Origin of the sequence: Chitinophaga sp. RCC_12, from assembly GCF_041360695.1 — a bacterium.
Classification (GTDB): domain Bacteria; phylum Bacteroidota; class Bacteroidia; order Chitinophagales; family Chitinophagaceae; genus Chitinophaga.
Genome location: NZ_JBFUPS010000003.1, coordinates 489,325 through 511,330, shown reverse-complemented (window position 1 = coordinate 511,330; position 22,006 = coordinate 489,325). Strand labels below are relative to the sequence as shown.

Genomic DNA, 22,006 nt, shown 5'->3' with positions numbered 1-22,006 from the left:
ATGTTTAGAAGGTAACGTTGATACCGCCATTAAAGGTTTTCAGCATTGGATAAGTATACAATGTTGTTTGATCCAGTATAGATTCCGGATCGAAATCCTTGTAACGGGAGAAGGTGAGCAGGTTTTCCGCGTTGATAAACACACTCACTTTCTGGATCCTTGCTTTCGACAACCATTGCTGTGGCAGTGCGTAGCCCAGCTGAATATTCTTCATTCTCAGGTAAGAGTTATCCCTTAACCAGAAAGTAGAGCGCTGGAAATTATCGATACTGCCGGTGCTGGTAGTTACAATAGGCAGGCGTGCGTCTCTTTTTTCCGGTGTCCAGGCATCCCTTGTCCATTCCCAGGTAGCATTGGCGCCGTTGTTAAACGGATAAGCCAGGTTAGCGGTAGGCAGCACCTTTACACCGCCAATTCCCTGAAAGGAAGCACTCAGGCTGATGCCTTTATAGCCCACATTGAATCCGAAACCATAGGTATACTTCGGTACGGAGGAAGAGCTGTTCACAATTACACGATCGTCGCCGTTAATGATGCCATCTTTATTAACATCCTTAAATTTGATGTAGCCGGGTTTTGTATTGGCAGATTGTTTTGCGCTGGCATCTATTTCTGCCTGGCTCTGGAAAATGCCTTCTGCCTGTAAAATATAAAAAGACTCAATGGGCGATCCCGCTTGTGTAATAGTACCTGTACCATAAATAATTTCACCATGCAGGTCCACTACTTCATTTTTATTATAAGCCACACTTCCATACACGTTCAGATCCACTTCGCCAATGTGATCACGGTATTGTGCTACTACTTCCAGCCCCGTATTATCTACCGTACCTACATTCTGTTTGGCGCCGGCCAGGTTACCTACCTGGGAAGGCATACCTACTTCACGAAGGATACCATTGGTGCGTTTCTTATAAGCATCAACGGTAAGGCCTATACGATTATTCCAGAAATTTACATCAACGCCCACATTGTAAGCATTGGTGATTTCCCATCTGAGTGTGGAATCTGCATCCGCAGTTTTTGCAGCGCCGGAATTTAATACACCGCCAAAACTGTAGTCTTCACCCAGGTTGACGGTTGGGTCTGTCGTGTACAGTGCAATGGCCTGGTTACCTAATTTACCGGCGGAAGCACGCAGCTTCAACACGTTGATGAAATCAGAATGAAAGAAGGCTTCTTTATCAATACGCCAGCCGGCAGATACGGAAGGGAAAAACGCCCAGCGGCTGTGTCTTCCCAGGCGGCTGGAACCATCATAACGGAAGGTAGCCTCCAGCAGGTATTTACCATCATAGTCGTAATTCAAACGGCCAAAATAAGATTCCAGCACATCGCGGGTAAGGTTTCCGGAGGTAGCGTTCCAGGTAGTACCCGCGCTTAATGCATCCAGTCGTCCATCCAGGTAACCATACATGCTGGTGGCCCATGAGTCAGAATCGAAGTTATCATAACTGGCGCCCACCATAGCAGAGAGATTGTGTTTCCCTTTGAACTGGTGTTTCCAGTCGAGCGTGTTATAGAAATGGATATTCATATCATTATAATCCGTTTTGGCTGACCGGGGCGCAGTAGCGGGACTGTTCCAGTTGATAGCGGCGCCTGTTTTCGGATTAAAGGTTTGCATGCGGGGAGTAAAGCCGCTGAGCAAACCATCATATTTATCCACACCAAACTTGATGTTATAGTTGATATCGAAAGGCAGTTTATATTCTGCAAAAACGGTAGTCAGGAAGCGCTGGATCTGTTTGGTCTGTAAACCGTTGTATGCCAGCATACGCGGATTCTCCCAGTTATTACGGCCTGCTGTTCTAAGCCAGGAGTTGCCATAGCGGCCATCCGGCAGGGTATCTGTGAGGATAGGCAATGTACGGGCCAGGTAAGTCCAGGTATCTGTATAAAACGGCGTGGTATAGGTTCTGTAGTAACCATCCATGGTGATACCGGCGCGCAGGCGTTTGGATACTTCCATGGAAGCATTCAGTCCAACGGAATATTTCTTCTCATGGTTACCAGGTCCGAAGAGGATACCGTCCCTGTCGAGGTAACCGAGTGATAAGCGATAATTGTATTTTTCTCCGCTGCCGGAAATGGCCAGGTCATGTTTTTGGATCACACCGTTTTTCAGGGCAATATCATACCAATTATTTGCGGGATAAGTGAAAGGATCTGTAGCCATTCCTTTCTGGTACTCCTCTATATCCGCTTCTGCGTATTCAATGGCTTTCCCTTCGTTGATGAGCGCCTGGTTTTTCAGTTTCATATACGCGATAGGATCGCTGATCACATCCGGCAGGTAGGTTGCTTTTTGCTGACCGTAGTAATAGCTGTAGTTAACGCGGGAGCTGCCTCTTCCTTTTTTAGTGGTAACGAGGATAACGCCGTTGGAGCCGCGGGAGCCATAAATGGCGGCAGCAGCATCTTTCAGTACTGTAACGGTTTCAATATCGTTTGGATTGAGTTCATCCATGGAGTATTCGATACCATCTACCAATACCATCGGCTCATTGGCTCTTGCATCAGTGCTGCCAAAAGTATTCAGTCCCCTGATACGGATGGTGCTGCGATCCACACCTGGCTGACTGTTGCTCAGGTTGGCGAATACGCCGGGCACGCCGTGCAATGCGTTACTTACGTTGGTAAGCGGCTGTCCTTCCTTATCCACCATATTCACGGTGGTGATGGCCCCGGTGAGCGTGGCTTTTTTCTGTGTGCCGTAACCGACCACCACTACATCGTTTAGTTTCTGGATATCTTCCTGTAACACTACCAGTACATTGGAAGATTTTACTTTCACCTCTTTGGGCAGGTAACCTATGAAGGTGAGTTTCAAGGTAGCGTCTTTAGGCGCGGTGAGTTTAAAAGCACCGTTTACATCGGTGGCGGCGCCGCGGCTGGTACCTGCCACCTGTACGTTCACCCCGATTAGTGGCGTGCCATTGGCGGCAGTTACCTTACCGGTAACGGGAATGTCCTGCGCCTGCAGGGATAAGCTGCCGGCGCCGATGATCCCGATACACAGCAACAGGAACGTGGCCGGTTTTAACAGGCGGAATCGTGAAAAGAATTTCATAAGTGTGTTTGTTTTTTTTGTTAGTATACTGGTAGATAAATAATGGTCAGAGCCCTGCTTCGCGTAATCTGTTTGGGTAATCGGTAATAATACCATCAACGCCCAGTGCTTTCAGCTTTTTCATTTCGTTAACGTCGTCCACTGTCCACGGAACAATCATAATATGTTTAGCATGGCATTTGCTCACCAGCTCCGGTGTTACCAGCTTGTAGTTAGGATTGTAGAAAAACGGTGTAAAGCCCAGTTGCTCCAGGTGCTGATCGAATCCGTTCTTTTTATCATCTGTCAGAAATCCCAGTGCCATATCAGGATATCTGCGGTGCAATACCTGTAGCGGGCGCATATCGAAAGACTGCACCAGCAGGCGTTTCCCGAGTGGCTGTAATTGTTTTACCGCCATCAGTTTATCCATATACTCTTCCGGTGCGGGTTGTTCTTTACCATCTGATTTTTCGGAAGATTTTATTTCCAGCAGATAGTAAGGTGCCGGCATATGATGCGCTTTCGTATAGGCTTCTACGGAGTCGATCATTTCAGAGAGCAGTGGTGCGTAAGAACGCATACGCTGTTGTTCCGGATAGGCCGGGTATGGTTTTTCCCCGATGATAAACGGCCGGATATCGGCATAGTTCATCTGGTAAAAAATATAGTCCGTGCGTTTTTCAGCGGGAATATCTTTTCCATCCGGTGTGGTAGTGTATGATGGCGTAAACGATGCGTCGTGGTACACCATTACCTGTCCGTCTTTCGTGATATGCACATCAAACTCAATGGTATTGGCGCCTTCCGTTAACCCACGGTACATGGCAGGAATGGTATTCTCCGGCATCAAACCTCTTGTGCCGCGATGTCCTACTTTATAAAAAGAAGGATACCCGTTTTTTGCAGCAGTGGTTGTTTTAGTTGTTTTACATGCATTAAAGGTGCATACAGCGGCTACCGCCATGGCGCAGCCTATGAGACTGATATTAAACTTTGTTTTCATTGCGCGTGGTTCTAACGTGTTATTAATTGCGTATATAGGTAAACGTTATCTACTTCAGTAACAGGTACAGTGAAGCGGCGATTACAGCGCCGGCCAGTGGCCCGAAAACAGGTACCCAGGCGTAATTCCAGTCGCTGTGTCCTTTTCCTTTTATGGGCAGCAGTGCGTACATGATGCGCGGACCCAGGTCCCTGGCTGGGTTGATAGCGTAGCCCGTAGTGCCGCCGAGCGACAACCCGATAGACCATACCAGCAACATTACCGGCATGGCGCCGAGTGAACCCAGTCCCACCGGTGTTTTCTCCGGTCCTACTTCTGCGTTGGTGAAATAGAAAATAGTAAACAGCAATACAAAGGTGCCGGTAGCCTCACAGATGAAGTTGCGCCAGGTATTTCGTATAGCCGGCTCCGTACAAAACACCGCACGCTGCAAACCTTTGTCGGGTGTATTATTAAGATGATCTTTGTAATTGAGCCATACCAGTGAAGTACCCAGCATAGCGCCCAGCATTTGCATGGCAATAAACAAAGGCACATCTGCCCAGTTGAATTTGCCGGCAGCAGCCAGTGCGATGGTAACGGCGGGATTAAGGTGCGCGCCGCTGTAAGGGCCGGCGAACACTACGCCTATATACACCGCCAGCGCCCAACCGGTGGTGATCACAATCCAGCCGCTGTTGTTACCTTTGGTTTGATGCAGTACCACGTTGGCCACCACGCCGTTTCCCAGCAGCAGCAATAAGGCAGTACCTATGAATTCAGCTAAAAAAGGATACATAGTTTATAATTTTATTGGTGAGCCCATGCTTTTGCGGCATTTACTGCGCGGTTCCATCCATTGATCCATTGCTGGCGTTGTTCCTGTTCCAGGTTGGGAGAGAAACATTTATCCATTTTCCACTGGCTGGCAATTTCTTCCAGGTTCTGCCAGTAGCCTGTGGCCAGGCCGGCGAGATACGCAGCACCCAGCGCAGTTGTTTCTGTAATACCCGGCCGCACAACTTTCGTTTGCAGGATATCTGCCTGGAACTGCATCAGCAGGTTGTTACCGGTAGCACCGCCATCTACTCTCAATTCTTTTATGCTGATATTGGCATCTGCTTCCATCGCTTTCAGCACTTCCATTGTTTGATAGGCAATGCTTTCCAGTGCAGCGCGTGCAATGTGCGCAGCGTTGGTGCCGCGTGTCATGCCTACGAGTGTACCGCGTGCGTGTTGATCCCAGTGCGGAGCGCCAAGTCCTGCAAAAGCGGGTACCAGGTATACGCCATCATTTTGTTCCACGCTGGCAGCGAGTGCTTCCACTTCAGAGGAGGCCCGGATGATACCGAGACCGTCGCGCAGCCATTGCACAATAGCGCCGGCGATAAAGATGCTGCCTTCCAGTGCGTATTGTACCTGTCCGTTTACTTTCCAGGCCACCGTGGTGAGGAGATTATTTTTACTGATGATCGGTGTGTTACCAATATTCATCAGCATAAAACAGCCGGTGCCATAGGTATTTTTCACCATGCCTGGAGCGGTGCACATTTGCCCGAAGAGCGCCGCGTGCTGATCGCCTGCCACGCCTGCAATCGGGATCTGTACGGCAAAGATGCCGGGAGCGGTTTCGCCGCATACTTCACTCGATTGTTTTACTTCCGGCAGCATAGCGGCAGGAATATCCAGCATAGCCAGCAGTTCATTGTCCCATGCCTGGGTGTGGATATTAAACAGCATGGTGCGGGAAGCGTTGGTGATATCAGTAGCATGTACTGCGCCATGGGTGAGGTTCCAGATCAGCCAGGAGTCTACCGTTCCGAAAGCCAGCTTGCCTTCGTTGGCGCGTTCCCGTGCCCCAGGCACATTGTCCAGGATCCACCTGATTTTTGTGCCGGAGAAGTAAGCATCAATGACCAATCCTGTTTTTTCGCGTACCAGGGTTTCTTTACCTGCTGCTTTGAGATCGTCGCAAAAACCGGCCGTACGCCTGTCCTGCCATACGATGGCATTGTACACGGGCTTACCGGTTTCGCGGTCCCATACCAATGTGGTTTCGCGTTGGTTGGTGATACCGATAGCGGCAATGTTACCACCTTCCAGGCCTACTTTCGCCATTGCTTCGGTGGCTACGCCGATCTGGCTGCTCCATATTTCAGCGGGATCGTGTTCCACCCATCCCGGTTGCGGGAACAGTTGTGTAAATTCTTTCTGCGCCGTGGAAATAATTGCGCCTGCTTTGTCGAAGATAATGGCCCTTGAGCTGGTCGTGCCCTGATCCATTGCCATAATGTATCTGATCATGTTTTTCTTTTTTCCCGTGGATTTTTACGTGGATGTTGATTTCGTTTAGTCTATGCCGTAACCTTCAGTTGTTTATAGGTAGTGCCATTTTTCAGGAGGTAGTGTTGTGCCACCTGTATAAAATCCTTCACTTGTTTTTGTTGCCAGTTCATATCCCTGTTCATTTCTGCGGCCATAATGGCGGCTGTTACGGGCGCCATGTCTATAGCGGCCTGCGCATCCAGGAAGAGTGCGCGCAGGCGCCTGGCCAGCACATCTTCCACGGTTTGGGCCATTTCATGTTTCACTGCCCATATCACCTGTGCTTTGATGTATGGCAGGCGTGGATGCAGCTGTTCTTTCATGTCGGGATGCAGTGAAATAAATGCCTGTATCCTGGCGGCGTCGCTGCCGTATATGTCCAGCGGTGCGGGCGCGGATGGTTGTTGCTGATACCCGTGGATATGCAGTGATTTTGTTTTGCATCCTACCGGTACCAGTCCGCCGGTTTTGATGGCCTGGTCCACCGTATCTTCTGCCATTTTGCGGAAGGTGGTCCACTTACCGCCGGTGATGGTGATGAGTCCGGAGGGCGCTACCAGTATTTTATGGCTGCGGGAAATTTCCTTCGTACTGCCGGTTTCTTTTTGCGGTGCTGCCAGCGGCCGTAATCCGGCAAACACGCTGAGCACATCTTCCCGTGCAGGCGGACGGTCAAGATATTTACCTGCGGTATTTAAAATAAAGCTGATCTCTTCTTCCAGTGCGATGGGTTCCATACTGTGTTCATCGAGCGGCGTGTCGGTTGTTCCCAGGAGTACTTTATTGTTCCAGGGTACGGCAAACAGTACGCGGCCATCATCCGTTTTCGGGATCATGATAGCGCTTTTACTGTTGAGGAAAGAGGGATCCAGCACCAGGTGCACACCCTGGCTCGGCTTTACCATATTGGGTGCTGCCGGGTTATCCAGTTGCAGTACTTCATCTACAAATACGCCGGTGGCGTTGATCACAGTTTTGGCCCGGAGCGTATAGGTTTCATTGGTTTCCAGGTCCTGTGTGCGTACGCCGCTTATTTTGCCGGCGCTGTTTTTAACGAGGCCGTTTACCTTGAAATAGTTGAGCAGTACGGCGCCGTTTTCAGCGGCAGTTTGCGCAATATCAACCGCCAGGCGGGCATCATCAAATTGTCCGTCGTGATAAACGATTCCACCTTTCAGTCCTTCTTTCCGGATGGTAGGGAGCCGGTTGATCACTTCCGATCTGCCGATGTGCCGGGAGCGTCCGAGGCTGAGTTTCCCGGACAAAAGATCATAGATCTTGAGGCCGATGGTATAAAAGGGGCCTTGCCACCAGTTATACTGCGGGATGATGAATTGCTGGTTGTGTGCCAGGTGCGGGGCATTGTTAAGTAGCAGTCCTCTTTCGTACAGGGCTTCCCGTACGAGGGCAATGTCGCCCTGCGCCAGGTATCTTACCCCGCCGTGTACCAGTTTGGTACTGCGACTGGAAGTTCCTTTGGCAAAGTCGGCCTGCTCCAGTAATAATGTCCGGTAGTTCCTGGTGGCGGCATCCATTGCTATACCAAGACCCGTAGCTCCGCCACCTATAATGATAAGATCCCAGGGTTGTTCACCGGCTTCCTTTAATTGCCTGATTGATTCAGTTCTTTTCATTTTATTCCCCTATAACTTTTAATTTGTTTCATTTATTTTCTTTGCAATAGTAATAAAAACAAAAAGAAATAATTTGAAACCAAAGTATAAAATAAAATGAAAAAGGTGAAAAAGTTATTGATGAATGGAAAAGAAATAAAAAGAAAAATATAATATTATATTAATCAATTAGATAGATATAAATATAATATCATTATATCTTCATTTGATTTCATATTCTGAATTTAGAAGATCAAAATGAAGGATATTAACTACTGAATACGCAATCATATTTAATCAAATGAAACTAAATTACCGGATATTTGTAAGGAGCATCTTTTTCAGATTATCCCGTGTCAACACACTTTAATACGTTATTTTTATCTGATATGTCTATGATCAATATTGCGGAACGTCATAAGTTTATTCTCGGCAAACTGCACGAGAAGGGATATGTTAATGTACTGGAGCTATGTAAGGAGCTGGATGTATCGGGCGTGACTATACGAAAAGATCTGAAGCTGCTGGAGGATAAGTCGCTGTTATTCCGCTCACATGGAGGCGCCACGGTGCATAATCCATATACCATGGACAAACCGGTGAATGAAAAGGAGAATATACGCCGGGAGGAAAAGCAACTGATAGGGCAGGCTGCCGCTGCACTCATCGTACCGAACGATGCAATCATCATTGCTTCGGGCACCTCTGTGCAGGCATTGGCAAAAAATATTCAACCCAAAGGGCATCTTACCGTTATCACCGGCGCGCTGAACGTAGCGCTGGAATTATTGCGCCGGCCGGAGATTGAAGTGATCCAGCTTGGCGGGCATCTCCGTAACAGCTCTACTTCTGTTACCGGGTCTTATGCAGAAAAAATACTGGAAGATTTCTCCTGTAGTAAACTGTTCCTCGGGGTAGATGGTATCGACCTGGAGTTTGGTCTTACTACCACCAATATCATGGAAGCGCACCTGAACCAGAAAATGATGGCCACTGCGCAGAAAACCATTGTACTCGCGGATTCCAGCAAATTCGGAAAGCGGGGCTTCGGTCGCATTTGTGCCCTCGAAGAAATAGATGAAGTGATTACCGACAGCGGTATTTCCGAACATATCGTCAGGAAAATGGAAGATATGGGCGTGAAAGTAACAGTAGTATAAGAGGAAGACGATTGTCTTCCTCTTCTTTTTATTTAATATTCTGCAAACGTTCCGTCTTTATAACACCACAACCACTGCTCACCCGGCTCCGCGGAAGATATCACCGGATGGTCCGTTTGATGATAATGCTGCGTCATGTGCTTTGCCGGTGAATCATCGCAGCAAAGCGTAACACCACAGGTTTGACAGGTACGCAGGTGCAGCCATTTACCATGTTGTTTGATGCATTCTTCGCAAACATGATCGGCACTAACCTTTACTTCGGTTATTGCTTCAAGGTGTGAACATAAAGCCATAAAAAATATTTTAAACTTCTGCCAGGTACTTATGCACCAGGCTAATACTCATGGAGCCCTCCCCTACGGCAGAGGCCACGCGGCTCATAGCGCCTGACCGTACGTCGCCGGCTGCAAAGATACCAGGACAGCTGGTTTCCAGCAGATACGGTTCGCGGTTGAGCTTCCAGAGCTTACCAAAATAATCAAACGATTTCATTTCCCTGCCGGTTTGCACATAGCCTTTTTCATCTTTGATGATGAGATCTCCCAGCCAATCGGTGTAGGGCCTTGCGCCGATAAAAATATATAACGCATCCGCAGGCACTTCTTTCACTTCCTGTGTTTGCAGGTTTTCTATCTTCAGCTTTTCCAGCCGGTCGGTACCCGAAGCCTCCACTATTTCACTGTTGTTCAGAATGCTGATGTTGGGAATATCCCGGATCTGGTCTATCAGGTAAGACGACATAGTCGCATTCAGATTTTCTTTCCGGATAAGAATGTATACTTCCTTTGCGAACTTTGAGAGATACACCGCTGCCTGGCCGGCGGAGTTACCCCCTCCCAGGATGTACACGCTCCGGTCGCGGCACGAGGCGGCTTCCGTGGTAGCAGCGCCGTAATAGATGCCTGCCCCGGTGAACTTTTCTATGCCAACGGTATCCAGCTTGCGGTAATCCACCCCGGTGGTAATCACAACAGCGCGTGCATTTATTTCTGTGCCATTTTCCAGGCAAACAATTTTATAATCTGCTTTGAGTTTGATCTCTTTCACCGACTGCGGCGATAAAAACTCCGTACCAAACCTGGTAGCTTGCGTAATCGCGCGCCGTGTGAGTTCTGCCCCGCTCAGTCCCGAAGGAAAGCCCAGGTAGTTTTCAATACGGGAACTGGTACCTGCCTGTCCGCCGGGAGCATGACGTTCTATCAGCAGGGTTTTTAATCCTTCAGAAGCGCCGTATACAGAGGCGGCCAATCCTGCCGGACCGGCGCCGATGATCACAACATCATAGATCTCGTTTTTCAGGGTGGGATTCAGTCCTATTTTCGCTGCAATATCAATGATGGCAGGAGCTGTCATTACTTCTCCGTGTTCCAGTATGACTACAGGTAAAGCGGATGTATCCAGGTTATTCAGCTGCAACAGCAATTTTCCTTCGTCGCTGTTAGCATCAATGGAATGATAGGGAATCAGGTTGCTGGCCAAAAATTCCTTAATGCGGTAGGCATCTGACGAAAAAGGATAACCTACTACTTTAATCCCCTGAAATTCCGGGCGGTAATTGGTTTGCCAGTCGTCGAGCAGATCATTGATAACAGGGTACAGCTTTTCTTCCGGCGGATCCCAGGGCTTCTGGAGATAGTAATCCAGCCGCAATTCATTGATGGCTTTTATGGCGGCGTTGGTATCCGAATAAGCGGTGAGTAATACACGTTTGGCGGCAGGAAATATTTCCATCGCCTGCTGCAGAAAATCAACACCTTCCATTTCCGGCATCCGCTGATCGGAAATAAAGATGGCCACAGTATCATTCCTGTTTTTCAGTTCCACCAGGCTTTGCAGCGCTTCATTGGCGGAAAGGGTGCTCAAAATGCGGTACGACTTCCGGTAATACGATTTCAGGTCCTGCGTGATGGCATTCAGCACCTGTCTATCATCATCTATAACAAATATTATGGGCAGACTCATATCTTCTACATTAATTATTCTCTATGGGAAATGAAATGGTAAAAATGGTTTTACCGGGTACAGAAGTTTGTTTCACTGATCCGCGATGACGCTGCACAATTTGTGATACTACATCCAGTCCCAGTCCTGTTCCTTTTCCCAGATCTTTGGTGGTAAAAAAAGGTTCAAATATGCGTGATTGTATTTCTTCGGGGATGCCCGGGCCATTATCGGTAATGGTGATATGCACACACTGGCGGTCCTTTGTGGTGGCTATTTCCAGCCGTCCTTTTTTAGCAGGCTCCATGGCATCCAGCGCATTATCCACGAGGTTGGTCCATACCTGGTTCAGCTCTCCGGGCAGCGCTTTTATTTTTGGCAGTGAGGCATCATAATTTTCCACCAGCTCCACATTTCCTTTTCTAAACCGGTAATCCAGCATGGCCAGTGTGTTGTGGATGCCGCTATGGATATCAATAAATTGCTTATCCGGCTCCTGGTCCATGTAGGTATATCTTTTCACGGCGCTTACCAGGTCGAATATTCTTTTTGAAGAGATCTGCAGGTCGCCTACCATCCGGTTGGCTTCCAGTGCGCCATGTATCCAGCTGAAGATCACATCCAGGTGCGCGGGGTCAAACAGCCGGCTGAAATCTTCCAGCACCGTGGTTTCTACCCCATACTCCGCCAGTATTTCTGCTATTTCTATCCGGGAGATATTTTTGCTGTCCATCCAGTCTTCGATAGCAGTCGTTTTATCAGACAACTCCAGCACCGTAGGTGCTTTCACCGGCTTGTTGCTCCACCATTGCTGGAGGTTATCAACAATAGCGGTGGCCTGCTCCTGTGATAAACACAGCGCTGCCATCTCTTTAAATATGGCGGGAATATGGCTGATATTTTCAAACAGTTTATCCGAGCTTCTGCAAATGGCGGCTACCGGGTTATTCAGTTCATGGGCCAGGCCCGCAGACAATTTCCCCAGCGCCATCATTTTCTCGTTCTGCTGCTGCGAGGAAGTGGTTTCCCGCACGCGGCTCGTCATGATATGCACCAGTGCTTCCGTTAGTTCGTAATGCTGTTCAATATGTGCTTTAATTTTTTCCGACGGGCAAATCAGCAGCCGGGTATCTTTCAGGCACAGGCCATTTCCCATGGCGTTTTTCACGCGGGAAAAAGGCAGCCACCCGGTAATGTTATCGTCGTTCAGTTCCACAATTTCCCGGTAATGCCCGTTGATGGTGGCGGAGATACGTATCTTTCCTGAAATCACAATGATGGTGGCATTCACTGGATCGCCGGCTTTAAACATCAGTTCGCCTTCCGGCACCAGCTTTTCCTCCGACTGGGATATCAGCCACTGCAGTTGTTCCAGCGGCACTTCTTTGAGAGCAGGAATACTTTTTAGTTGTATCGCAGTGATAGGTTCCATATAATTAGCGCTAATGGTCAGTTCTCAAATATAAGCTTTCAGCATCCCAAAAGCAAAAGGCCGTCCTTCCGGGCGACCTTGCTTCTTTTAACCAGTAATAAAGATATGCGGCTTTACAATAATTCAACCGTATTTTTCAGCCTGATATCGGCGGAAGAGGCGCCAATCATGAGGTCGAATGTACCCGGTTCGGCTATCCATTGCAGCTGGCTGTTGAAAAACGACAGCTTTTCCTTGCTGATGGTGAAGTGAATGGTTTTGCTTTCTCCCGGCTGCAGCTTTATCTTCTGAAAATCTTTCAGCTCTTTCACGGGCCGGGTAACGGAAGCTTCCCGGTCTCTCAGGTACAGCTGTACTATTTCCTCGCCGGCATACGTGCCGGTATTGGTGAGTTTAAACGCTACATCGATGGTTTGGCCGCTGTTCATTTTATTTGTGCTCAGTGTAAGTCCTTCGTATTTAAAAGTGGTGTAACTGAGCCCGTATCCGAAAGGAAACAGCGGGTCGTTAGCCACATCGAGGTAGTTGGAATGAAATTTCTGTGTGGGGCCTTCCGGTTGCGGCCGGCCGGTATTTTTATAATTGTAGTAGACAGGGATCTGGCCTACGTTCCGGGGGAAGCTCATGGTGAGTTTTCCGGAAGGGTTATAATTTCCGAAGAGTACATCTGCGATGGCGTTGCCGGCTTCGTGGCCCTGGAACCATACTTCCAGTAAGGAAGTAGCCTGTTCATTTTCGGTGGCAAGGGTTAATGGCCTTCCGCTCATTACCACTACTACCAGGGGTTTGCCGGTTTGTGCCAGGGCGGTCAACAGTTTACGCTGACTTTCCGGGATACCTATATCCGACCTGCTGGCGGCTTCCCCGCTCATTTCAGAGGCCTCTCCCACCACGGCCACTACCACATCTGCCTTGGCGGCTGTGGTAATGGCCTCTGTGAGCAGCTGCTCCGGTGTGCGGGTATCAATCTCTATTCTTTCACCAAATACATTTACTTTTTTGGCAAAGCTGGTATCATCGCTGATGTTAGCGCCTTTGGCGTAGAGGATATTTACATTGCTGCCGGCTACCTGTTTCATACCGTCGAGTACGGGTACCGACAACTGCGCGTCGCCACTCACCGCCCAGGTGCCGAGCATATTGCTTTTGTTATTGGCCAACGGCCCTACGAGTGCAATGGTACCTGATTTTTTCAGCGGCAATGTTTGCCGGTCGTTTTTCAGTAGCACGCAGGAACGGGCGCCCAACTCTCTTGCTGCCTGCCTTTTATCTGCGCTCAGCACTTCTTTGGCAGCGGCAGCAGTATTGCAGTAGCGGTAGGGATCTTCAAACAGGCCGAGTTTATATTTTGCTTCCAGCACCCGGCGGCAGGCATCATTGATGTCATTCAGTGTTACTTTTCGCTCTTTCAGTGATTTTTGTAAGGTGGTCACAAAACCTTCGCCTACCATGTCCATATCCACACCCGCTTTCAATGCCAGCGCCGATACCGTTTGCAGGTTGCCCAGGCCGTGTGCCATCATTTCATTGATAGCGGTATAATCCGTTACCACAAAACCTTTGAAGCCCCATTGCTTGCGGAGCAGGTCTGTCAGCAGCCACTTATTGGCCGTAGCCGGTATGCCATCAATTTCATTGAAGGAAGTCATGACGCTACCGGCGCCGGCATCTATGGCCGCTTTATACGGCGGCAGGTAGTATTCATACATTTTGATGCGGCTCATATCGGTGGTGTTGTAATCCCTGCCTGCTTCGGCCGCGCCATATAAGGCGAAGTGCTTTACACATGCCATCACGCTGTTTTTATCACCGAGGCGGTTACCCTGGTATCCGCGCACCATGGCGGCGGCGATTTTTGAACCCAGGTACGTATCTTCCCCCGAGCCTTCTGCTACGCGGCCCCATCGCGGGTCGCGGGCGATGTCCACCATCGGCGAATACACCCAGCAAAGACCATCGGCGCTGGCTTCTGTTGCCGCCAGCCGCGCGCTGTGTTCTATCAGCGGCAAATCCCAGCTGCAGGATAATCCCAGCGGAATAGGAAAAGTGGTTTTGTAGCCGTGGATCACGTCAGATCCAAAGATCAGCGGAATTTTAAGCCTGCTTTTAGTGACAGCCAGTTCCTGCGCCTGCCGGATCTTTTCCACACCAATTACACCAAACAAACCGCCCACATTTCCTTTGCTGATTTTTGTCTCCACATCACTGCTTACCACCGAGCCGGTAGCTACGCCACCGCCGGGTGTAAGCAAATTCAGTTGCCCGATCTTTTCTTCCAGCGTCATTTTTCCCATCAGCGCATTCACGAAAGTATTCATTTTCGCGTTGGTTGTCTGCGCCTGTACCTGGCCGGCAACTGACAGTATCAGCGCCACCAGCGTACTTTTCAAAAGGGTATGTATCTCTTTCATACTGTTTGTTTTATTCTGCTTTTATCACCTTAGTTCTGGCAGATACGCCGTTTTCATTGATGGCTTCTATACAAAAATAATAGGGGTGCTCTTTGTCCATGCCTTTGAAGTAGTAATCATTGTTGTTATGCACCATGATGCAGCTGTACAATTTATCCGGTGAGGTGCCGGTATAAATGTTGTATGCATATGCATTATCTACCGGCGACCATTTAATCCATGCGCTTCGTTTATCCTTCTCCGTGCGAAGCACCAGCAGGTCTTTCACCGTATCTGGTACCGCGCCGTTGCCGTTGCCAAATACCCTTAGCCCACTGAGCGCAAATTTTCCGCCGGGCATATGGATGTTCTCCATTTTGATATAACGCGCCTGCACCGGCTTTGCTAACTCAATATAATCGTGCGGTACATCTTTGCGTTGTTTGCTTTTATCGGCCAGCATCTTCCAGTGTTTTCCATCTTCCGAAAACCAAAGTATATACTGGTGATAAATAGCTGTTTGCTTACCCAGAAACGGAGCATCCTGATCGGCATAGTTTACCTGTACTGCATTTACGCGGCTTACTTTCCCGAGGTCTGTTTGTATCCATTCGCCTTTGTTGCCGGTGGCGGCACTCCAATACGTTTTTATGCTTTCATCTACAGCGTTATTGGGTACATAACCGCCATAGGTGGAAGATACGGAAACCGGTTTGTTATAGTTCAGCAGCATCCAACCGGTAAACCCGGCGTTATCAAAAGCGGTGGTATCAGCGTTCCTTGAAATATAATGCGGGTAGTCGCCGAAAGAAGTATTACAAAACATCACATCTTCCTTATCGAAGCCGGCAGGCCAGTAGCCGATACGGCGTTCAAAGCTGTTTTTTACGGCGATTACCATGGTAGATACATGCCACCAAAATCCTTTATTATCCTGGAATGTAGCGCCATGACCCGCACCACGGGCATAACCTCCGGGCTTATACGAAACTGGGTCTGACTGCGGCGTAAAAGGCCCCAGCGGATGATCGCCTACCACTACTCCATCGGCATAGCCGCTGAACTCTGTTCCCGGAGCGCCGTATTGCAGGTAATATTTCCCGTGGTGCTTTGTCATCCACGCGCCTTCAATGAACGGGTCCAGGAAAGTATTATCCAGGTTTTCGCCGAACCGTTGCCAGCCATAGCGGTCCGGCTCCAGCAGGTACATTTCCTTTCTCGTGCCTTTCGGTTGCAGGGTACTGCGATTCATTTCCACGCCATACAGCGGATAGCGATTGCTGCTGCCGTTGTACATGTACAAACGGCCATCATCATCTGCAAAAAAAGCAGGATCCCAACCGCCTATCTGCAGCGAGTCGATTGCTTCTTTCCATTCATTTCCTTTAGGATTAGTGCTCATCCAGATGGGGAAGTCGCTGGTATAGGTAGATCCGAATACGAGCAAGGTATCACCCATTACCCAGGCCGCAGGCGCGCATAGTTCGTCGTACACATGATGATACGGCTTCAGGAATTTCCTTTCCACAAAATGCCAGTTGAGCAGGTCCGGGCTCCACCAGTATCCCCATTGATTGGTGGAAAACAGGTAGTAGTCGCCTTTGTAATTTACAATTACCGGATCGGCGGTAGCACGGTGTTTCCCCCAGGTGGTGAAGTTGGGAATAGGACAATAGCCGTAGTCGATATTCACCGGATTACAATAGGTTGTTTGCGCAGTTGTATCCATGCTTATGAACAGGATCACCAGTGCATATATCCATCTTTTCATCATCACTATTTTTCCGTTATTTCAAAGTCAAGTTTCTTTAGTCCCTGCTTAATCTCCGGGCAGCTCATGAACAACTTCCACAACAACCCGGTGCGGTAGTTTTCTATCATTACAACAATGGGTCCCTGGTCAATGGCCAGGTGCGAGGATGCATACCATTGCTTTGTTTCGTTGAAGGCGTCAGTAAAGCCATACTCCGTCCAGATTCTATCGCCCAGGTCGTAGTAAAAATGTTTCAGCGCCTGCATAGAATACTCAGGCGTGTATGGGAACGCCGATAATGCCGCCGTGGGTGTGATCGTACCCAGGTCATTCTCCGGCGAGTGTGCATTATATCCGTCGTAGGTGTCGCTGGCGGTGAGTCCCCAGCAATTGGCGCCGTAGCCTTTAAATCCTTTTGGATTACGAACACAGTGTTCGCGGTTGATAAGCGTATGATGCAGGTTTTGTTCCCAGTAATCGGCGTAACGGTCCTTTAAGCCGTGTGGATTTAAGCCCAGGAAAGAGTAGTGAGAGAAAAACAATGGTCCGCCGTAATCAAATCCCAGCGGGAGTTTAATGCCATAAAAGGTACGGTCGTTCCTGAAATAAATATTATTCACCCAGCCCTGGTGATATACTTCCGGGTTGATGGCATAGCCGGGAGATGAAGCGGCCAGCACATACGTGATAAGGCATTCGTTCCATCCTTTGATTTCGTGGTTCATGCTCCAGCCGTTGTTGGGGCTCCAGTGCCAGTACAATACATTTCGTCCGCCCTGTGTGTACCAGTTCCATTCTGTTTCATTCCAGGTCCAGTTGATCTTATTTCGTAGCTCCGTTTCCGTTGGATTGTCATTGCTGAAGTACTGGCGGGCGCAAAGGAGTCCCTGGAACAGGAAGGATGTTTCCACCAGGTCGCCGCCATCATCTTTACGGCTGAAGGGAATCGTTTTGCCTGTGTTACCATTCAGCCAGTGCGGAAAAACACCATGGTAGCTGTCTGCCTTCCGGAGGAAGTTCACTATTTTCAGGAGCCGTTGTGCGGCGGCCTCACGGGTGATCCATTTACGTTCAGCAGCTACAATGATCGCCATTACGCCGAAGCCGGTGCCACCGGTGGTAACCACTTCATCACCGTAATCAAAGGATTTGTTGCTGCGTTCGCGCGCCATACCAGATACCGGGTGACCAAAATCCCAGAAGTAGCGGAACGTTTGTTTTTGTACCAGTTCCAATAATTGTTCGTCCGACATTTTTTGCCGGTTAACTTTGATCTTCTTTTGTGCCCTTGCCGGCTGCAGCAGGAAAAACAAACAGCCGATAAACAGTATATACTTCATTCTTTTTCTTTTTTTAGAGATGTGGGCTGGTAAAGCCGAGGTTATGCATACCGGTTTTTATTTCCGGGCAGCTCATGAACAGGTTCCACAATAATCCGCTGCGGTAATTTTCTATCATCACTATTACCGGCCCCTGATCGATGGCCAGGAATGAGTTGGCAAACCAGATATAGTGAAGGGAGAAAGCATCTGTAAAGCCGTACTCCTTCCAGATTTTATCGCCCAGTTTGTAATAAAAGAATTTCAGCGCCTGCATGGATTCCTGCGGCGTATACGGGAAAGACGACAACGCGGCAGTGGGTGCAATTACGCCCACATCATTGGTGGGTGAACTCGCCGTATATCCGTTGGGGATATCACTGGCGGTGAGGCCCCAGCAACCGGCGCCATAGCCATAATTCTTTTCCGGGTTGGCAACGCAATAGGCGTAGTTGATGCGGGTATGATTCACCACCTGCTCTTCATAATCCGCATAAGTATCTTTTAATCCTTTGGGATTGATGCCCAGGAACGAGTAATGCGAGAAAAACAGCGGGCCGCCCATAGCGGGGCCTAGCGGCAGTTTGATATTATAATAAAGATTATTGTTGCGCATGGCGCCGTTATTTGCCCAGCCGCTGTCGTAGGTAGCTTTTGGTATGGGCGTTTTTGCGGAGGCGGCGAGAATATAGGTAATAAGACATTCGTTCCATCCTTTTACCGGCAGGTTCATGTCCCATTTATACTCGTTGCTCCAGTGCCAGTACAGCACGTTTGCATTATCTTTCCGGAACCAGTTCCATTCTACTGCATTACAAACAGCATTGATATCATTTCGTAGCTGCGTTTCCGTTACATCTGCATTTTTAAAGTATTGGCGCGCGGTTAATAGTCCCTGGATGAGATAGGATGTTTCCACCAGGTCGGCGCCATTATCCTTTGTGCTGAAAGGAATAGCTGCGCCGGTGCTGCCGTTAAGCCAATGCGGGAATGCGCCATGAAAGCGCGTCGCCTTTGTGCCCAGGAAAGTGGTTATTTGCTGTATGCGTGCCAGTCCTTCGCTGCGGGTAATAAAGCCGCGTTCTATCCCGGTGATGATGGCCATGATACCGAAGCCGGAGCCGCCGGAGGTAACGGTTTCACCGCTGGTGTTTCGTTCGCGTACGAGGCCACTAACCGGGTGACCGAAGTCCCAGAAGTATTTGAATGTTTGTTGCTGCACCAGTGTAAGCAGGGCTTCGTCGGAGATGCGCGGAAACTTATCGGTGGTATCGATAGCGGTTACCAGCGACAATGAAACGGCCGATTGGAGCTTCGCATTTTTCACCGACAATAAACCTGCGCCTACACTAACCGTATAGGCGGTGAGGTTAGACAATGGCGCCACCGGTTTCAGTACAAGGGTGCTGTCGCCATGCTCCCACGCTACACTGTAAGGCACGTTACCACCGCTTTTAGCGGTAAAGGAACAGGCGGCGGCAACAGCACTGCGCAATACGGCGTCTGAAAAAGAAATCCTGATGGCGGGTTGTGTGCCGGTACCATAATAGGAAAAACCGGCAGACACGCTATCCACGCTCAGGGCCTGAAAGCTGAAGGAGGGCGGCGTAACGGGCGGAGGCGACGTATTGTCGCCCCCGCCCTTACTGCAACCTGTTGTTATTATCAATAATAAACAAGCTATCCATTTCATAAAAAACTATTTACCCCGCCCTTCCAGTTTAACGAGGGCGCTGACATCCGCTTCTTCCAATGCTTTATTATAGATCCTTACTTCATCGAGACCGCCGGTGAGGTAGCTGGCCCAGTCCTGTGCAGTGGCTTCAGAAGTGAGACTGGGAACGGTCTGGAACTGAGAAGTACCAAATACCATTTTGCCGGGATTGAGGAACTGGATCGGGCCTGCCCCGCTCTTCACGTGTGTGGCGATCCTTATTCCATTTACATATACCTTAAAAGAATCCACACCGTTATATGACAGGGCGAGATTGGTCCACCTGTCCCATACATTCTGCAAGTCATAGTTACCCAGCCATGCTTCGCCCTGCGCGCTGGCTACGTGCATTTTCAGTACTGCCTTCGTATCGGTACTGCCATTTTCAAAAAAGATATCGATGTTGCCCCAGAAGCTTTTGGTATTGCTGAGGCTCAACAGTCCAACAATACCTTTGGTATTCTGCGGGTTGTTTACCCACAGCGTGATCGTAAATGCTTTGAGGCCGGTGATAGCAGTTCCTGGTGTGAACAGCGCGTATGCTTTTTCAGCGCCTTTAAGGCTGCGGCCTTTGATGCCTGTTGTGAAAGAGGTACCGTTGTTGTCGCAGTTTGTTTTAGAGACGCTGTCGGTGAGGTTATCGTTGAATCCCCAGTAGGCCACCAGGTTGCCCGGCGCAATTTCGGAGGCGCTGGTGTAACCACCGATAGACAGTGCCGGTTTATAGCTGTCGGCATCAAACTTTTTATAGCAGGACGACGCGAACAGCGTGATGGCTGCCAGCAGTATGTATGATTGATATCTGAAGTTCATAGTAGTTTTATTAGAGATTAGTAACCCGGATTTTGTGTCAGTGTTCCTGCGCTGATATCAATTTCATTCTGCGGAACAGGCCATACTTCATTTTTCCCGGCCACGAAGCCTTTGGCGCTAAACAGGGCAGCGCCTCTTCCCTGGCGGATCACATCGAAGTAGCGATCGTTTTCCATGGCCAGTTCTACTCTTCTCTCATGCCAGATTGCATTGCGTAATGCTACTTTATCGGTAGTGGTTACATCCGGGAGAATGGCGGCATTGCCGCCGCGGGCACGGGCCCTTACTGCGTTCAGCGAACTGAGTGCCAGGGCGGTATTGCCTTGCTCATTCGCTGCTTCTGCATTCATCAGCAGCACTTCCGCGTAGCGGATTGCACGAAAGTTCTGATCGGCGCCTTCATTGTAGCCGGTTACAAACAAACGGAAAGGTACATACGCTTTCTGGTTGAACATCGGGTTATCGCCGGTGGGTGGAATGAGATCCCCCTGCGGTGTGGTTTCCCCTCTGAAAATGATGGTGGCGTCTCTCCGCGGATCACCCGGTTCATACTCGCTTACGAGGCTTTGCGTGGGTACGTTAAAGCCCCATCCGCCGCCTACAACACCTTTTACGCCCTGTATTTGTGAGTACTGGGAGTTAGAGGCATCTTTACTGTTCAGGATCAGCTGGCACTGGATTTCAAAAACGGATTCTTTTGAATTTTCATTGGCGATGCGGAACAGTTGCTCATAGTTGGGATACAGGGTATAACCCAGTCCCATTACCTGGTTGGTATAATTGAGCACATCCGGCCATTTTTTAAGATACAGGGCCACTTTTGCATGCAGGGCCAGTGCAGCGCCTTTGGTGGCACGTCCTGCATCGGAGGCGGGATATGCCGGTGGCAATACTGCTGCAGCTTCCGTGAGGTCTTTTTCAATAGCTGCCCATACTTCTGCCTTTGGCGTTCTTGGCAAATTATATTCGCTGGCGTCAACGGGTATTTTCAGACGCAGGGGCACATCGCCAAAGGCGCGTACCAGCCGGAAATACGCGTACGCGCGTACGAATTTTGCTTCCGCGAGGTAGCGATTTTTCAGGGCATCGTCCATACTGATGGCAGGAATATTATCCAGTACCTGGTTACAGAAATTAATTTCCTGGTATTGTCCTTTCCAGAAATCAAGGATCTGGCCTTCTGTGGCGGTTACTGAAAAATCGTCGTACTTAGTGAGGAAGCTGGCATCGGATGCGTTACTTCCCTTTTCCGCGTCATCAGAACCCAGGCTTTCTATCGCTACTGCGGCAAATCCTAACTGTTTCCATTCCCGGAGGTTAGCATAAATAGCATTTACCGCTTTGGTGGCATCTGCTTCATTTTTCCAGAACTGCTCACTGGGTTGTTGTCCCTGTGGCGGTACATCCAGAAATGATTTTCCGCAACCTGCGATGGCCAGTACTACCGGCAATATAACACCACCGGCTAAACGTTGTATATTAAGTTGAATATTTCGTTTCATAACA

General features: G+C 49.1%; 15 protein-coding genes. 1 reads left to right on the top strand and 14 read right to left on the bottom strand.

The window, feature by feature from the left end; genetic code table 11:
* Positions 1–4: 4 nt before the first annotated feature.
* Genes AB6805_RS11745 through AB6805_RS11725 form a run of 5 tightly spaced genes read right to left on the bottom strand, consistent with a single transcriptional unit; the run spans position 5 to position 7,996 of the window.
* A complete protein-coding gene (locus AB6805_RS11745; RefSeq protein ID WP_370909619.1) occupies positions 5–3,073 on the bottom strand; it encodes a SusC/RagA family TonB-linked outer membrane protein in 3,069 nt (1,022 codons plus the stop codon).
* A gap of 46 nt (positions 3,074–3,119) precedes the next feature.
* Entirely contained in the window at positions 3,120–4,058 is a 939-nt protein-coding gene (locus AB6805_RS11740; RefSeq protein WP_370909618.1) for a glycerophosphodiester phosphodiesterase family protein, read from the bottom strand.
* Between the two features lie 49 nt (positions 4,059–4,107).
* On the bottom strand, positions 4,108–4,836 hold the full coding sequence (locus AB6805_RS11735) for an MIP/aquaporin family protein (protein ID WP_370909617.1): 729 nt from the start codon (positions 4,834–4,836) through the stop codon (positions 4,108–4,110).
* An 11-nt stretch (positions 4,837–4,847) separates the two neighbouring features.
* Positions 4,848–6,341, bottom strand: a complete 1,494-nt coding sequence (gene glpK / locus AB6805_RS11730; RefSeq protein WP_370909616.1) for a glycerol kinase GlpK — start codon at positions 6,339–6,341, stop codon at positions 4,848–4,850.
* A 50-nt stretch (positions 6,342–6,391) separates the two neighbouring features.
* Entirely contained in the window at positions 6,392–7,996 is a 1,605-nt protein-coding gene (locus AB6805_RS11725; protein ID WP_370909615.1) for a glycerol-3-phosphate dehydrogenase/oxidase, read from the bottom strand.
* A gap of 368 nt (positions 7,997–8,364) precedes the next feature.
* Here AB6805_RS11725 and AB6805_RS11720 point away from each other — a divergent pair, with 368 nt between their 5' ends.
* Positions 8,365–9,135, top strand: coding sequence for a DeoR/GlpR family DNA-binding transcription regulator (locus AB6805_RS11720; RefSeq protein ID WP_370909614.1), 771 nt, complete (start codon positions 8,365–8,367; stop codon positions 9,133–9,135).
* A 32-nt stretch (positions 9,136–9,167) separates the two neighbouring features.
* Here the strand turns inward: AB6805_RS11720 and AB6805_RS11715 are convergent, their stop codons facing one another.
* The 9 genes from AB6805_RS11715 to AB6805_RS11675 form a co-directional block, all read right to left on the bottom strand.
* A complete protein-coding gene (locus AB6805_RS11715) occupies positions 9,168–9,431 on the bottom strand; it encodes a UBP-type zinc finger domain-containing protein (protein WP_370909613.1) in 264 nt (87 codons plus the stop codon).
* 10 nt (positions 9,432–9,441) lie between these two features.
* Positions 9,442–11,100 (bottom strand): FAD-dependent oxidoreductase, encoded by a 1,659-nt coding sequence (locus tag AB6805_RS11710; RefSeq protein WP_370909612.1) that lies wholly within the window; start codon positions 11,098–11,100, stop codon positions 9,442–9,444.
* A 10-nt stretch (positions 11,101–11,110) separates the two neighbouring features.
* Positions 11,111–12,511, bottom strand: a complete 1,401-nt coding sequence (locus tag AB6805_RS11705) for an ATP-binding protein (protein ID WP_370909611.1) — start codon at positions 12,509–12,511, stop codon at positions 11,111–11,113.
* A gap of 113 nt (positions 12,512–12,624) precedes the next feature.
* Positions 12,625–14,922 carry a beta-glucosidase BglX gene (bglX, locus tag AB6805_RS11700; RefSeq protein WP_370909610.1) on the bottom strand — a complete coding sequence of 766 codons (2,298 nt, stop codon included), beginning with the start codon at positions 14,920–14,922 and terminating at the stop codon, positions 12,625–12,627.
* A gap of 10 nt (positions 14,923–14,932) precedes the next feature.
* Positions 14,933–16,672, bottom strand: a complete 1,740-nt coding sequence (locus tag AB6805_RS11695) for a family 43 glycosylhydrolase (protein ID WP_370909609.1) — start codon at positions 16,670–16,672, stop codon at positions 14,933–14,935.
* A gap of 5 nt (positions 16,673–16,677) precedes the next feature.
* Positions 16,678–17,994, bottom strand: a complete 1,317-nt coding sequence (locus AB6805_RS11690; RefSeq protein WP_370909608.1) for a glucoamylase family protein — start codon at positions 17,992–17,994, stop codon at positions 16,678–16,680.
* Between the two features lie 13 nt (positions 17,995–18,007).
* Positions 18,008–19,666: a glucoamylase family protein gene (locus AB6805_RS11685; protein ID WP_370909607.1), complete on the bottom strand. Its 1,659-nt coding sequence runs from the start codon at positions 19,664–19,666 to the stop codon at positions 18,008–18,010.
* Positions 19,667–19,672: 6 nt separating this feature from the next.
* Complete coding sequence (locus AB6805_RS11680) at positions 19,673–20,500, bottom strand: LamG-like jellyroll fold domain-containing protein (RefSeq protein WP_370909606.1); 828 nt, start codon at positions 20,498–20,500, stop codon at positions 19,673–19,675.
* Positions 20,501–20,517: 17 nt separating this feature from the next.
* Positions 20,518–22,002 carry a RagB/SusD family nutrient uptake outer membrane protein gene (locus tag AB6805_RS11675; RefSeq protein ID WP_370909605.1) on the bottom strand — a complete coding sequence of 495 codons (1,485 nt, stop codon included), beginning with the start codon at positions 22,000–22,002 and terminating at the stop codon, positions 20,518–20,520.
* Positions 22,003–22,006 lie beyond the last annotated feature (4 nt).